The organism is Plantactinospora sp. CNZ321 (assembly GCF_004217235.1).
Window position 1 is genome coordinate 499,590 of the sequence record NZ_SHKQ01000001.1, and the last position, 13,408, is coordinate 512,997.

Genomic DNA, 13,408 nt, shown 5'->3' on the forward strand with positions numbered 1-13,408 from the left:
GCGCATCGAACAGCTTACCGTGCGCATTACCACAGCATGCAAGCCCTCCCCGCACGTGATGAGATCCGCTGTCCACTGCTCGGGAAGATCGCCCGGATGGCGTAGATTTCCGTGGCCGGGCCCCGGCCGGTAGCGGCGCCGGTGCCGGGCATTAGCGTGGCGGAGTGCCCGAGAACACCCTGACCGACGCGGCGGCCGAGGACGACCCGCCCGCAGTGCTGCGACGTCCGGTCAGCGACGGGGAGAGCCGGTGGGCCAACCGCCGCTGGTGGGACGCGGACGCCGACGACTACCAGGCCGAACACGGCGCCTTCCTGGGCGAGGTGGACTTCGTGTGGTGCCCGGAGGGACTGCGCGAGGCCGAGGCCCGGCTGCTCGGCGAGTTGGCCGGCCGGCGGGTGCTCGAACTCGGCTGCGGCGCCGCCGCGGCGGCCCGCTGGCTGGCCGCCGCGGGCGCCCGGCCGGTCGGGCTCGACCTCTCCGCCGGCATGTTGCGGCACGCCGCGCTCGCCGCCGCCACCTCCGGGGTACGCGTGCCGCTGGTCCAGGCCGACGCCCTCGCACTGCCGTTCCAGGCGGCCAGCTTCGACATCGTCTGTACCGCCTTCGGCGCGATCCCGTTCGTGACGGACTCGGCGGCGGCGCTGCGCGAGGTGTACCGGGTACTCCGTCCCGGCGGCCGGTGGGTGTTCTCGGTCACCCACCCGATGCGGTGGATCTTCCTGGACGACCCGGGTGAGGGCGGGCTGGTCGCCATACACTCCTACTTCGACCGCCGCCCCTACGTGGAGCAGGACCGCACCGGCACACCGACCTACGTCGAACAGCACCGGACCCTCGGCGACCGGGTACGCGAGATCGTCGGCGCCGGCTTCGTACTGCGCGACGTGGTGGAGCCGGAGTGGCCGGACGGGCACGAGCAGGTCTGGGGGCAGTGGAGCCCGCTGCGGGGCCGGCTCTTCCCGGGCACCGCCATCTTCGTCTGCGACAAACCGGACAGCAGGTCCGCCTGACGCCGGCCCGGCTCACTATGCTGACCCCGTGAGCGCCGAGCCGGTAGCCGAGATGCCCGGGCCATGGCAGCCGGACCCGGTCCGGCAGCGCCAGGCCGGCTACACGCTGGAAGACCTGCTACACCTGCCGCCGGACGCCCCCCGGGTCGAACTCGTCGACGGAGTCATCCGCGTGGTCCCCTCCCCCACCCTGGGCCATCAGAACATCGCCGGCCTGCTCTGGTCGTGGTTGCGCGCGCATGTGCCGGCACACCTGCGGGCCGCCCAGGCGGTGGGGGTGGCGCTCGGCACCGACTTCACCCGGGAACCGGACGTCCTGGTCCACCTGGCCGAGGTGCCGGCGAGCCGGCACTTCCTGCTGCCGCACGAGGTGGTGCTCGCGGTCGAGGTGGTGTCGCCCGGCACCCGGCGTACCGACCGGTTCAGCAAGCCCGCGGAATACGCGGCGGCCGGCATCGCCTGCTACTGGCGGGTGGAGCAGGACCCGGTCCGGGTGCACGCCTACCGGCTGGCCGACCGGCCCGGGCGCAGCGGCAACCGGGAGTACGAACTGCTCGCCGAGGCCGACGAACTGCTTGAACTGGCCCAGCCGTTCCCGATCAAGCTGGCGGTCGGCGACATCACCCCGTAAGTCCCTTTCCCTCCGGCCGCTCACCGGTTATCGCGCAGAAGCATCGGGTAGGCCGTCGTATGCCGGAGCGAAGGAAGCTACGCAGGGGCGACCGGGTCAGTTGGCGCAGTCACGGTTCGAGCGCGCACGGCACGGTCCAGGAGGAGATCACCGAACGGACGTACGCCGCGAAGCGTACGGTCGCCGCGTCGAAGGAGAATCCGCAGTACCGGGTCCGGACCGACGAAGGTCGGGACGCGGTACACAAACCGGAGGCGCTGCACGATGAGTAGCCGACCGGACGACGGCCGCGAGACGGTCCGGGAGTTCCGGGACGCGGTCAACATGAACCCTGGCGAGTTGAACCGCTGGCTGGCCACCGACGACTCGAAGGCGGCGGGCTGGCGCAGGGGCGGCAGGGGCGGCGAGTCCGTCGGACACGAGTCCGGGCGGCGGATCGTCGACCTGCTACGCAAGCGGGCGAACCAGTTCACCGACCGCGACTTCGCGCACATGCGCAAGGTCGTCGGGTACGTCCGGCGGCACATGGCTCAGCGGCCGGCCGGCGACGTACGCAACACCAGGTGGCGCTACTCGCTGATGAACTGGGGTCACGACCCGCTCAAGGCGCCGCTGCCGGCGGTCGGCGGGCCGTCCCGGAAGGCCAGGCAACGGCACCGGGACGCCGAGCACTCCTCGGGCCGGAACCAGCGCCGCTGAGACGTCGCGACACCGACCGGCGCGACCAGCGGCCGAACACGACCAGCAGCCGACGCCAGCGGGCGGCAGATCAGCGGCCGGCGCGACCAGCAGCCGGCGCGATCAGTGGTCGGCGCTGTTCCAGTCCGAGCCGACGCCGACGGAGACCTCCAGCGGTACGGCCAGCGGGTAGGCGCCGCCCATCTCGCGCCGGACCAGCGCCTCGAGGTCGGCCCGCTCGCCCGGGGCCACCTCGAAGACGAGCTCGTCGTGCACCTGGAGCAGCACCCGGGAGCGCAGGTCGGCGGCGCGCAGCGCGGTGTCGACGTGCAGCATCGCGATCTTGATGATGTCGGCGGCCGAGCCCTGGATCGGGGCGTTCAGCGCCATCCGCTCGGCCATCTCCCGGCGCTGCCGGTTGTCGCTGACCAGGTCGGGCAGGTAGCGCCGCCGGCCAAGGATGGTCTCGGTGTAGCCGTCCAGCACCGCCTTCCTGACCACGGTCTGCAGGTAGTCCCGGACCCCGCCGAAGCGGCTGAAGTACTCCTCCATCAGGGCCCGGGCCTCGTCGGCGGCGATGCCGAGCTGCTGGCCGAGACCGAACGCGCTCAGCCCGTACGCCAGGCCGTAGTTCATCGCCTTGATCTTGCGTCGCTGATCCGGGGTCACCTCGGCCAGCGACACCCCGAAGACCGAGGACGCGGTCGCGGCGTGGAAGTCGGCGCCGGAGTTGAAGGCCTCGATCAGCGCCGTGTCGCCGGAGAGGTGCGCCATGATCCGCATCTCGATCTGGCTGTAGTCGGCGGTGAGCAGGCAGTCGTAGCCCTCCCCCACCACGAACGCCCGGCGGATCCGCCGCCCCTCCTCGGTGCGGATCGGGATGTTCTGCAGGTTGGGGTCGGTCGAGGAGAGCCGGCCGGTCGCCGCCACCGTCTGGTGGAAGGTGGTGTGGATCCGGCCGTCGTCGGAGACCGACTTGAGCAGGCCGTCGACTGTCGACTTGAGCCGCGCGACGTCCCGGTGCCGCAGCAGGTGCTCCAGCAGCGGGTGCGGCTGCTGGGCGTAGAGCCACTGCAGCGCGTCGGCGTCGGTGGTGTAGCCCGTCTTGATCTTCTTGGTCTTCGGGAGGTTGAGTTCGGTGAAGAGGATCTCCTGTAGCTGCTTCGGCGAGCCGAGGTTGAACTCCCGCCCGACCACGCCGTACGCCGCCTGGGCCACCGCCTTCACCTCACCGGCGAAGTGCGCCTCCAGCTCGGACAGGTAGTCGGTGTCGGCGGCGATGCCGGTGCGCTCCATCCCGGCCAGTACGTCGACCAGCGGCAGCTCCACCTCGGCGAGGAGCCGGGCCGACTGCTCGCCGTCCCGGGAGAGTTCGACGGCGATCGCCTCGGCGAGATCCAGGGTGGCCCGGGCCCGGAGCATGAGGTTCTGCTCCACCTCACCGTCGTCGCCGAGCCCGTCGAGGGTGAGCTGGCCGGTCTCCGGGGCGTCGGCCCGAAGCTCCCGGTGCAGGTAGCGCAGCGCCAGGTCGGCCAGGTCGTAGGAACGCTGGTCCGGCCGGGCCAGGTAAGCGGCGAGCGCGGTGTCCCGGACGACGCCGCGCAGTGCCCAACCGTGCGCGGCGAACGCCAGCAGGGCCGGCTTGCTGTCGTGCAGCACCTTGGGCCGTTCCGGATCGGCCAGCCAGGCCGCGACCGCGGCCTCGTCGGCCTGCTCCAGGCCGGTCGGGTCGAACCAGCCGGCGGTGCCGCTGCCGGTCGCCAGGGCGAGCCCGGTGAGCGCGCCGGTGCCCCGGCCGAAGGTGCCGGCCACCGCGACGCCGACCGGCGTGCCGGCCCCGGCGTGCTCGGCGAGCCAGCCGGCGACCTCACCGGTGCCGAGAACCTGTCCGGCCAGGTCGAATCCCGCCTCCGCCTCCGGCTCCACCGCTTCCAGGTATTGGTAGAGGCGGTTGCGCAGGATGCTGAACTCAAGGGTGTCGAAAACCTGGTGCACCGCCTCGCGGTCCCAACCCGGCCAGCGGGTGTCCTCCGGCCGCAGCGGCAACTCGAGATCGGACACCAAACAGTTGATCTCGTAGTTCCGGATCACGTCGGCGAGCCGCTCGCGCAGGCTCTCCCCGGCCTTGCCCTTGATCTCGTCGGCCCGGGCCACCACGCCCTCGACGCCGCCGTACAGGTTGATCCACTTGGCGGCGGTCTTCGGGCCGACCCCCGGCACACCCGGCAGGTTGTCACTGCTCTCCCCGACCAGGGCGGCCAGGTCCCGGTATCGCTCCGGGCCGACGCCGTACTTGTCGGTGACCGCCCGCGGGTCCATCCGGGCCAGGTCGGAGACGCCCTTGCGGGGGTAGAGCACGGTGATCCCGTCACCGACGAGCTGGAAGGCGTCCCGGTCACCGGTGCAGATCAGCACCTCCATCCCGGCGTCGCGGGCCTGGCAGGCGAGGGTGGCGATCACGTCGTCCGCCTCGTAGCCGGGCTTCTCCACCACCGGGACGCGCAGCGCCGCGAGGACCTCCTTGACCAGGCTCACCTGGCCCTTGAAGTCGGTTGGGGTCTCGCTGCGACCGGCCTTGTATTCCGCGTATCGGTCGGTCCGGAAGGAGTGGCGGGAGACGTCGAAGGCGACGACGATGTGGGTCGGCCGCTCGTCCCGGAGCACGTTGATCAGCATCGAGGTGAAGCCGAAGACCGCGTTGGTCGGCTGGCCGGTGGTGGTGGAGAAGTTCTCCACCGGGAGGGCGAAGAAGGCCCGATAGGCCAGGGAGTGACCGTCGAGCAGGAGCAGGCGCGGCGTGGAGGCTGTCACGATAGGCGACTCTAGTCGGCGCCACCGACAGACCGGGCATCCGCCGGTCGTACGCCGTCCTGGAACGGCCGGCCCGCGCCCCGACCGGAACCGGCCCGCGCACCAGGAAGCCCCGGTCGCCGGGCGGCCGGGGCTCCGGGTGGCTGGTTCGCCAGCGGTCAGGCGACGCCCAGGTACGCCTCCTTGACCGCCGGGTCGTGCAGCAGCTCCTGCCCGCTGCCCTCCTTGACGATCCGCCCGGTCTCCAGCACGTAGCCGCGGTGCGCCCGGGAGAGCGCCTGCTGGGCGTTCTGCTCCACCAGCAGCACGGTGGTGCCCTGCCGGTTGATCTCGGTGATGATGTCGAAGATCTGCTGGATCACCATCGGTGCCAGACCCATCGACGGCTCGTCCAGCAGCAGCAGCTTCGGCCGGCTCATCAGCGCCCGCCCCACCGCCAGCATCTGCTGCTCACCGCCGGAGAGGGTGCCGCCCTGCTGCTTGCGCCGCTCGGCGAGCCGGGGGAAGAGGCCGAAGACCCGCTCCAGGTCGGCGGCGATGCCGGCGCTGTCCCGCCGGGTGTACGCCCCCATGTCCAGGTTGTCCAGCACCGTCATGCCGGGGAAGATGCCCCGACCCTCCGGCGACTGGCAGATGCCCCGACCGACCCGCAGGTCGGCCCGGAGGTTGGTGACGTCCTCGCCGGCGAACCGGATGCGCCCCTCGGCCACCGGCCGCAGGCCGGAGATGGCCCGCATCGTGGTGGTCTTGCCGGCACCGTTGGCGCCGATCAGGGCCACGACCTCGCCCTCGTCGACGTGCATGGTGATGCCGTGCAGCGCCTCGATCCGGCCGTACCGCAGGGTCAGGTTCTCGATCTCAAGCAGCATCTGCCGGCACTCCCAGGTAAGCCGCGATCACCTTCGGGTCCTCCCGCACCTCGGCGGGCAACCCTTCGGCGATCTTCTTGCCGAACTCGAGTACGACGATCCGGTCGGTGACGCCCATCACCAGCCGCATGTCGTGCTCGATCAGCAGCACCGTGTAACCGAGGTCGCGGATGCGCTGGATGAGCTGGAGCAGCTCCTCCTTCTCCGCCGGGTTGAAGCCGGCGGCCGGCTCGTCCAGGCAGAGCAGCTTCGGCTCGGTGGCGAGCGCCCGGGCGATCTCCAGTCGCCGCTGGTAGCCGTACGGCAGGTTGCGGGCCAGCTCGTTGGCCCGGTCCTCGATGCCGACGAACCGGAGCAGCTCGTGCGCCTTGCGCTCGCCGGCCCGCTCCTCCAGCGTGTGCCGGGAGATGCCGAAGATCTTGGCGCAGGTACGCCGTACCTGCTGCCAGGCCCGGACGAGGTCGTTGTCCGAATCGACGACCGGCAGTTCCTCCGGCTTCGGCCGGATCCGGTAGAGCCGGAACAGCACCCCGGGCACGCTGGTGAAGTGCTGGGAGTCCGTGCCCACCATCACGTTCTCCAGCGCGGTCATCTCGGGGAAGAGCCGGATGTTCTGGAAGGTCCGGGCGATGCCGAGCCGGTTGATCTGGTGCGGCTTGCGACCGCTGACCCGCTGCCCGTCGAAGAGCACCTGTCCGGAGCTGGGACGGTAGACCCCGGTCATCGCGTTGAAGCAGGTGGTCTTGCCGGCCCCGTTCGGTCCGATCAGCCCGAGGATCTCACCCCGGTAGATCTGGAAGCTGACGTCGTCGAGCGCCACCACACCGCCGAAGCGCAGGGTGAGATGGTCGACGTCGACCAGTATCTCCCGCTGCCGCGGGATCGGGCCCTTGACCCTGAGCTCGTCCTCAGGCATTGACGGACGCCTCCTTCCTGCGGTCCTGCAGCTCGCGGCTGCGCCGGCGGCTGGGGATCAGACCCTGCGGCCGGAGCAGCATGATCAGCACCAGTGCCGCGCCGAAGACCAGGTAGCGGTACTCGGCGAAGTCCCGGAACCGCTCCGGCAGGTACGCCACCAGGAACGCGCCGAGCGCCACCCCGGCTGTGTTGCCGGCACCGCCGACGACCACCATCGCGACGAAGAGGATCGAGAGCAGTGCGTTGAACTGGTTGGGTTCGATGAACGCGTTACGGCTGGCGTACAGGAATCCGGACATGCCGCCGAGCGCGGCGCCCATGGCGAACGCCCAGAGCTTGTACTTGAAGCCGTAGACGCCCATCACCGCGGCCGCGTCCTCGTCCTCGCGGATCGCCACCCAGGCCCGGCCGACCCGGCTGTTCTCCAGCCCGCGCACCACGAAGACCATCGCGATGACCACGGTGAGCGCCAGCCAGTACCACGGCTTGACATCGATCAGGCCGAAGATCTTGTTGTCCGGGGAGGGCTCACCCTGCGGACCCGGAATCTCCGCGATACCCTGCGGGCCGCCGGTCCAGTCGACGTTGCGGGCAATGATCCGGATGATCTCGCCGAAGCCGAGGGTGACGATGGCCAGGTAGTCGCCGCGCAGTCGCAGCGTCGGCCAGCCGAGGATCACCCCGGAGATCATCGTCAGCGTGATCGCCAGCGGGATGCAGATCGCCCAGGCCACCGACCAGTTCTCGGAGAGCCCGAACTGGCTCTGCAGCGCCTTCACCACCGGCGACTGCTTCGAGCCGAACAATGCGACGGAGTACGCGCCGATGGCGTAGAAGCCGACGTACCCGAGGTCGAGCAGGCCGGCCAGGCCGACCACCACGTTCAGTCCGATCGCGATGAGGACGTAGATGGCGCAGGTGAAGAGCACACCGGCCCAGTTGTTGCCGTTCTCGATCGAGTCGGTACGCAGCCAGATGAGCCCGGGGATGCCGAGCAGCGGCAGGTAGTAGAGGAAGGCCACGAAGGCCAGGAAGGCCAGGACCCGCTGCCATTTGGGCATCGCGCGGAACCGGTCACCGATCTGGCCGGTCGCGCCGCTCACCCGACCCGTCAGGTTCCGGATGGTGTCGGTCATGCCCGTGCCCTCCCCAACGACTCTCCGAGCAGGCCGGTCGGCCGGAACAGCAGCACGACGACCAGGATCACGAACGCGGCGACGTCCTCCCAGTTGGAGGAGGTGAGGGTGGCCGCGTACACCTCGACCACGCCCAGCAGCAGGCCGCCGAGCAGGGCGCCGCGCAGGTTGCCGATGCCACCGAGCACCGCGGCGGTGAACGCCTTGAGGCCGAGCAGGAAGCCGACGTTGAACCGGGTGTTGCCGTACCGGATGCTGTAGAGCAGCGCCGCCGCGCCGGCCAGCACGCCGCCGACCAGGAAGATCAGCAGGATCACCCGGTCCTTGTTGACACCCATCAGCGCGGCGGTGTCCGGGTTCTGCGCGACCGCACGCACGCCTCGACCGTACCGGGTGCGGTTGATGAACTGGTCGAGCGCGGCCATCATCAGCAACGCGGCGACCACGGTGATCACCTGGGTGTTGGTGATCCGCGTGTTGCCGATCGTCAGCCAGACCTCCTGCACGATGACGGTCGGCATGCCTTTGACGATGCGGCCCTGCCAGACGCCGAACGCCTCGGAGATGACCAGCGACAGGCCGATCGCGGTGATCAGGAAGATCAGTGGTGGGGCGTTCATCCGTCGGAGCCGGCGGTAGGCCACCAGTTCCACGGCGACGGCGGTGGCGCCGGACGCCAACGCTCCGGCCGCCAGGCCGGCGAGGACCAGCAGGAGGATCATGCCGAGCGACGGCCCGTCGGTGGCGCCGAGCAGGCCCCAGACGCCGAGGACCGCGAAGGTGCCCACCATGAAGACCTCGGAGTGGGCAAAGTTGATCAGCCGAAGCACGCCGTAGACGAGGGTGTAGCCGAGCGCCACGAGCGCATAGATCGAGCCCTTTGCCAAACCGTCGACGGTGTGCTGGCCAAGATGCCCGAAGAGTTCATCGAAGTTCACGAAGTCTCCCTTGTACACCGAGTGCGGCCGGGGGATCCCCCCGGCCGCACCACGGTTGCTGGCTCAGCTGAGCTTGATCTCCTGCTGGGCCACGATCTGACCGCCCTTGACCTCGTACGCCCAGATCACCACGCGCGACCGGTCCACGTCACCGCTGGCGTCGAACTTGAGGTACTTCGAGACGCCCTGCTTGTCGTAGCCGCGGACCCACTCGATCATTTCGGCGCGGGAGCGCTTGCCGGCCGCGTAACCGTCGAGGAGGATCTTCGCGCCGTCGTAGCCCTCAGCACCGTAGGAGCCCGGGGGAATGCCGTACTCCTTCTCATAGTCGGCGGAGAAGGTGCCGCCGGCCTTGTCGGCCGGGAGGCAGGGGCAGGTCACGATCGCGCCCTCGGCGGCGGACTGGCCGGCACCCGCCGGGAACTGGGGGTCGTAGAGACCGTCGAAGCCGAGGAACTTGGCGGTCACGCCCGCGGCCCGAGCCTGCTTGAGCAGCGGCGCGGCCTCGTTGGTGTAGCCGGCGTACGCGATCACGTCCGGGTTCGCCGACTTGATCTTCGAGATGGTGGCGTCGAAGTTCTGCTGGTCCGTCTGGACCCGGTCCTCGGCCACGACCAGCGGGCCGAGGCCCTTCTTCACCTCGTTGATGATGCCCGCGCCGTAGGTCTGGCCGTCGTCGATCGCGAAGACCTTCTTGGCCGCAAGCACGTCACGGATGTAGGTGACGGCGGCGCCACCCTGGGTGCTGTCGTTGCCGACGACCCGGAAGAAGCTCTTGTTGCCCAGCGTGGTCAGCTCGGCGGCGGTGGCCGAGGGGCTGACCATGACCAGACCGGCCGCCTCGTAGGTGCCCATCGTCGCCTTGGTCTCGGCCGAGAAGTGGCCGCCGATCACGGAGGTGAAGGACGAGTCCTGGGCGACCTGGCTGGCGATCGGGGTCGCCTGGTCGGCGTTGCCCTGGGTGTCGAACTCCTGAAGCGTCACCTGGCAGTCGGGGTTCGCCGCGTTGTGCTCCTTGACGGCCAGCTTGGCGCCGTTCAGCGACGGGATCACCAGGCCGGCGTTCGGACCGGTGAAGGCGCCGAAGATGGCGATCTTGCCACACTGCTTGTCGTCGCCCCCCGCGGTGCTGCCGCCGCTGTCCTGGCAACCCGCTGCGGCGAGCATCGCCACCACCGCCACCGCGGCGGTACCGACGGCCCGTACATTCTTTCGCCTCACGGCTTTTGACCTCCTCCAGATGCAGGACGCGGCATCGGTGACGACAATGCGCGCACACCGCCGTCGCCCGACAACAACCGCACACCTGCGCTACGGCTCGTGATGGCGCAGCGTACTGGAGGCATAATCCGTCCCGGAAGACCAAAAGGGTGGGCTTGCCAAACCGTTACGAACAAGAGTGCAACCAGCCCGGGCGCCGTAACATCCAATGGCCCGAGCACCCCTTATCCGATCGTCACCACCGGTTCCGACCACCACAGCCGGCTCTGCTCCCCGTCGTCCACCACGAGCACCAGACGGCGTTCGTCCCCTCGCAGCACCACGTCCTGATAGACCCCGGCCGGCATCGCCACCGGCGACGACACGGCCCGCCAGGTCACCCCACCGTCATCAGATGACCACAGAGCGTGTTTGATCCCGTCGGAGGTGGCGACCAGCAGGCGACCACCGGCCACCGTGAGCGACCGGATCCGGGGAATGCCGTTCCGGTCGGCCGCGCCGAACCGCCCCACCGCGACCCAACCGGCGGACCCGCCGTCACCGGCCGACGAGGAGGCGCCCGGACCACCCGGCCCGGCGGTCGGAGCGGTCGGGTCGCCCGGGCCAACCGGCCCGGTGGTCGGAGCGGTCGGAGTGGTCGCACCGGCTCCGCGCCAGGCACCGAAACCGGCGCCGCGCAGCCCGACCGCCACCGGCGTGCCGTCCAGCAGCACCACCCGCTGGAGTTCCTCGTACTCGGCGGTGGCCGGCGGTTCGAGTCGCCGCCAGCCCAGCCCGTCCGACGAGGTCCAGGCGAGCGGATCCCGGTCGGTACGCCCGGCGCGGACGATCCCGCCGACCAGCAGCCATCCGGACGGGGTGGCAACCCCGTCGAACGCCCACGTCTCGCCCCGGGCGTCACTGGCCAGTCCCGGGGCCGCCTCGACGATGTCGAAGCGGCCGGCGTCCGCGGACCGCCAGACGGCGGCGCCGCTCATCCGGTTGCCGGCGATCAGGAAGCCGCCCGGACCCGCCGACACCCGGGCCACGTCCACCGCCTGCGGCCCGCCGTACAGCTCGAACGGCGCGGTCACCTCGACCAGGGAGCCGTCGGAGGCCAGGTGCCACGTGCCGACCCTCGGGTTCGCGTGCGCGCCGCCCCGCTTCGCCCCGATCACCGCGACCCGGCCGTCCCGGCAGGCGACGGAGTAGAGCAGAGCGCGTTGCCCGTAGTAGGTCCGGGGCGTCAGCCGCAGCGGCGTCCAGGACAGGCCGTCGACGCTGGTCCAGGCGGCCGGCCGGGTGTCGCCGTCCCGGACGCCCTCGGCCGGGGTGGCGAACGCGCCGACCGCGTACCAGCGACCGGCACAGGTCGCGACGTCGCGGACCACCAGCCGTCCGGTGGCGCCGGCCGGGGCCGGCAGGCTCAGCGGCTGCCACTCCGGCCGGACCGTCCGGTCGGGCTCCGGCGAGTCACAGCCGGCGAGCAGTGGCACCGCCAGCAGACCGGCGAGGAGGCGACGGCATCCCGGGGGGCCGAGCCGGCCCAAGCGCGACATGGCCCGATCCTAGGCACCGGGCGCCCGCCGGACCGGCCCGGTCAGCCGGCCTCGGTCGGCTGTTCGGCGTCGGTCCCCTCGGCCAGGATCCGCTCGGCGACCTCGCGCATCGTCATCCGGTGGTCCATCGCGGTGCGCTGGATCCACTTGAACGCCTGCGGCTCGGTCATCCCGTACGTCGTCATCAGGGCGCCCTTGGCCCGCTCCACCGTCTTGCGGATCTCCAGACGGTCGGTCAGGCCGGCCACCTCGGCCTCCAGGGCGGCGATCTCCGAGTAGCGGGACAGCGCGATCTCGATCGCCGGCACCAGGTCGCTCTTCTGGAAGGGCTTGACCAGGTACGCCATCGCACCGGCCGCCCTGGCCCGCTCGACAAGGTCACGCTGACTGAAAGCGGTCAGGATGACGACCGGGGCGATCCGACCGCCGGCGATCCGCTCCGCCGCGGCCAGCCCGTCCATGATCGGCATCTTGATGTCGAGGATGACGAGGTCGGGCTTCAACTCCTCGGCGAGGCGCACCGCGGTCTCGCCGTCGCCCGCCTCCCCCACCACGTCGTAGCCCTCCTCGACCAGCATCTCGGCCAGGTCCAGCCGGATGAGCGCCTCGTCCTCGGCGATCAACACCCGCCTACGCTCGGCACCAGCCTGAATGTCGGCCACGAGCCCCTACCCCCAACTACGTTTCCGACACCTGCCCAGCCGGGTGTCGCCGTCCTCAGCGTAGTGGGTAGTCTTATCGACGCCAGGCCCCTGTAGCCCAACCGGCAGAGGCGCGATTCTCAAAAGATCGACAGTGTGGGTTCGAATCCCACCGGGGGCACTCAGAACCACCCGAGGCACTCAGAAGGTTCCACCCAGCGTTGCCGAACGCGCCGGGCGTTCACTGCTCGATCCTCGTCGGAGACGCCGTGGCCGCGTACGCCGCCAACATGTCGGCCACCTCCCCGGGACGGCTGAGTGCCACGCAGTGGCTGCCCGCGATCTCGTCGGGGACGATACCCAGACGCTCGGGCACCAGTCGGCGGAAGAAGTCGGGCGGGAAGAAGCGGTCCTGCCTGCAGAGCACGAACCTGGTCGGCACGTTCGGCCACGCGTCCAACGGCCACGGTGCGGCCGTCGCGGCCGGCGATGGATGGTCGCGCTCCCTGCTCATCGCCTCCTCGGCGAGTTCTCGCGGTACGTCGTGGTAGAAGCTCACGTAAGGATCGGCGTTGCCGGTCACACCATCGTCACGCTTGGCCTGCTCCTGCACCGCGGCCTGGTAGCCGGTGTTGGCCCACCATTCGTCGGGCGGCTCGCCCGGCGACGGGATCATGCCGGCCAGCAGGACCAGCATGTCGACGGGAAGCCGGTCGGCGACCAGGGTGGCGGTGAAGGCACCGAAGGAGTGGCCTACCACGACCAGGTTCCGCTTCCCACCAACAGCCTCGACTACGGCGTCGGCGTAGTCGACCAGGGTCTTCGACTCGTCGTCGCCCGGAAGGTCGGGAGCCAGCACGCCGTGCCCACGCGCCCGTAGCTCGGCCTTCACCAGGTGCCACGACCATCCGACGTCTCCCGCGCCGTGGATCAACACGAAGGTACTCATCGCCCACCCCTCGGGGGTGCTCGTCGCTACTCGGTACTCATTGAACCTTTTTCAACCTCCCCTTG

The 13,408-nt window shown here is 70.4% G+C and carries 13 protein-coding genes and 1 tRNA gene; 5 read left to right on the plus strand and 9 right to left on the minus strand.

Features of this window, described 5'->3' with window-relative positions; genetic code table 11:
* The first annotated feature begins 164 nt into the window (after positions 1-164).
* From EV371_RS02205 to EV371_RS02220, 4 genes are read left to right on the plus strand one after another with little or no spacing between them, the layout of a single operon-like run.
* On the plus strand, positions 165-1,013 hold the full coding sequence (locus EV371_RS02205; RefSeq protein WP_130460564.1) for a methyltransferase domain-containing protein: 849 nt from the start codon (positions 165-167) through the stop codon (positions 1,011-1,013).
* A gap of 28 nt (positions 1,014-1,041) precedes the next feature.
* Positions 1,042-1,644, plus strand: coding sequence for a Uma2 family endonuclease (locus EV371_RS02210; protein WP_486484444.1), 603 nt, complete (start codon positions 1,042-1,044; stop codon positions 1,642-1,644).
* Positions 1,645-1,703: 59 nt separating this feature from the next.
* Positions 1,704-1,916 (plus strand): HVA1 family protein, encoded by a 213-nt coding sequence (locus EV371_RS02215; RefSeq protein WP_130460565.1) that lies wholly within the window; start codon positions 1,704-1,706, stop codon positions 1,914-1,916.
* Entirely contained in the window at positions 1,909-2,343 is a 435-nt protein-coding gene (locus EV371_RS02220) for a DUF3140 domain-containing protein (protein WP_130460566.1), read from the plus strand. The genes EV371_RS02215 and EV371_RS02220 overlap by 8 nt, the downstream gene beginning before the upstream one ends.
* Positions 2,344-2,445: 102 nt before the next feature.
* Here the strand turns inward: EV371_RS02220 and polA are convergent, their stop codons facing one another.
* The 8 genes from polA to EV371_RS02260 all read right to left on the minus strand — a co-directional run bounded on the left by polA (position 2,446) and on the right by EV371_RS02260 (position 12,415).
* A complete protein-coding gene (polA, locus tag EV371_RS02225) occupies positions 2,446-5,133 on the minus strand; it encodes a DNA polymerase I (protein WP_130460567.1) in 2,688 nt (895 codons plus the stop codon).
* A gap of 158 nt (positions 5,134-5,291) precedes the next feature.
* Complete coding sequence (locus EV371_RS02230; RefSeq protein ID WP_130460568.1) at positions 5,292-6,002, minus strand: ATP-binding cassette domain-containing protein; 711 nt, start codon at positions 6,000-6,002, stop codon at positions 5,292-5,294.
* Positions 5,992-6,918 (minus strand): ATP-binding cassette domain-containing protein, encoded by a 927-nt coding sequence (locus EV371_RS02235; protein WP_130460569.1) that lies wholly within the window; start codon positions 6,916-6,918, stop codon positions 5,992-5,994. The genes EV371_RS02230 and EV371_RS02235 overlap by 11 nt, the downstream gene beginning before the upstream one ends.
* On the minus strand, positions 6,911-8,056 hold the full coding sequence (locus EV371_RS02240) for an ABC transporter permease subunit (RefSeq protein ID WP_130460570.1): 1,146 nt from the start codon (positions 8,054-8,056) through the stop codon (positions 6,911-6,913). The genes EV371_RS02235 and EV371_RS02240 overlap by 8 nt, the downstream gene beginning before the upstream one ends.
* Positions 8,053-8,994: an ABC transporter permease subunit gene (locus EV371_RS02245; RefSeq protein ID WP_130460571.1), complete on the minus strand. Its 942-nt coding sequence runs from the start codon at positions 8,992-8,994 to the stop codon at positions 8,053-8,055. The genes EV371_RS02240 and EV371_RS02245 overlap by 4 nt, the downstream gene beginning before the upstream one ends.
* A gap of 63 nt (positions 8,995-9,057) precedes the next feature.
* On the minus strand, positions 9,058-10,215 hold the full coding sequence (locus EV371_RS02250; RefSeq protein ID WP_130460572.1) for an ABC transporter substrate-binding protein: 1,158 nt from the start codon (positions 10,213-10,215) through the stop codon (positions 9,058-9,060).
* A 224-nt stretch (positions 10,216-10,439) separates the two neighbouring features.
* Positions 10,440-11,753 (minus strand): hypothetical protein, encoded by a 1,314-nt coding sequence (locus tag EV371_RS02255; RefSeq protein WP_130460573.1) that lies wholly within the window; start codon positions 11,751-11,753, stop codon positions 10,440-10,442.
* A 41-nt stretch (positions 11,754-11,794) separates the two neighbouring features.
* Positions 11,795-12,415 (minus strand): response regulator, encoded by a 621-nt coding sequence (locus EV371_RS02260; protein WP_130460574.1) that lies wholly within the window; start codon positions 12,413-12,415, stop codon positions 11,795-11,797.
* Between the two features lie 86 nt (positions 12,416-12,501).
* Here EV371_RS02260 and EV371_RS02265 point away from each other — a divergent pair.
* Positions 12,502-12,575 (plus strand) — tRNA-Leu (locus tag EV371_RS02265).
* A gap of 60 nt (positions 12,576-12,635) precedes the next feature.
* Here the strand turns inward: EV371_RS02265 and EV371_RS02270 are convergent.
* Positions 12,636-13,343 carry an alpha/beta hydrolase gene (locus EV371_RS02270; RefSeq protein WP_130460575.1) on the minus strand — a complete coding sequence of 236 codons (708 nt, stop codon included), beginning with the start codon at positions 13,341-13,343 and terminating at the stop codon, positions 12,636-12,638.
* Positions 13,344-13,408 lie beyond the last annotated feature (65 nt).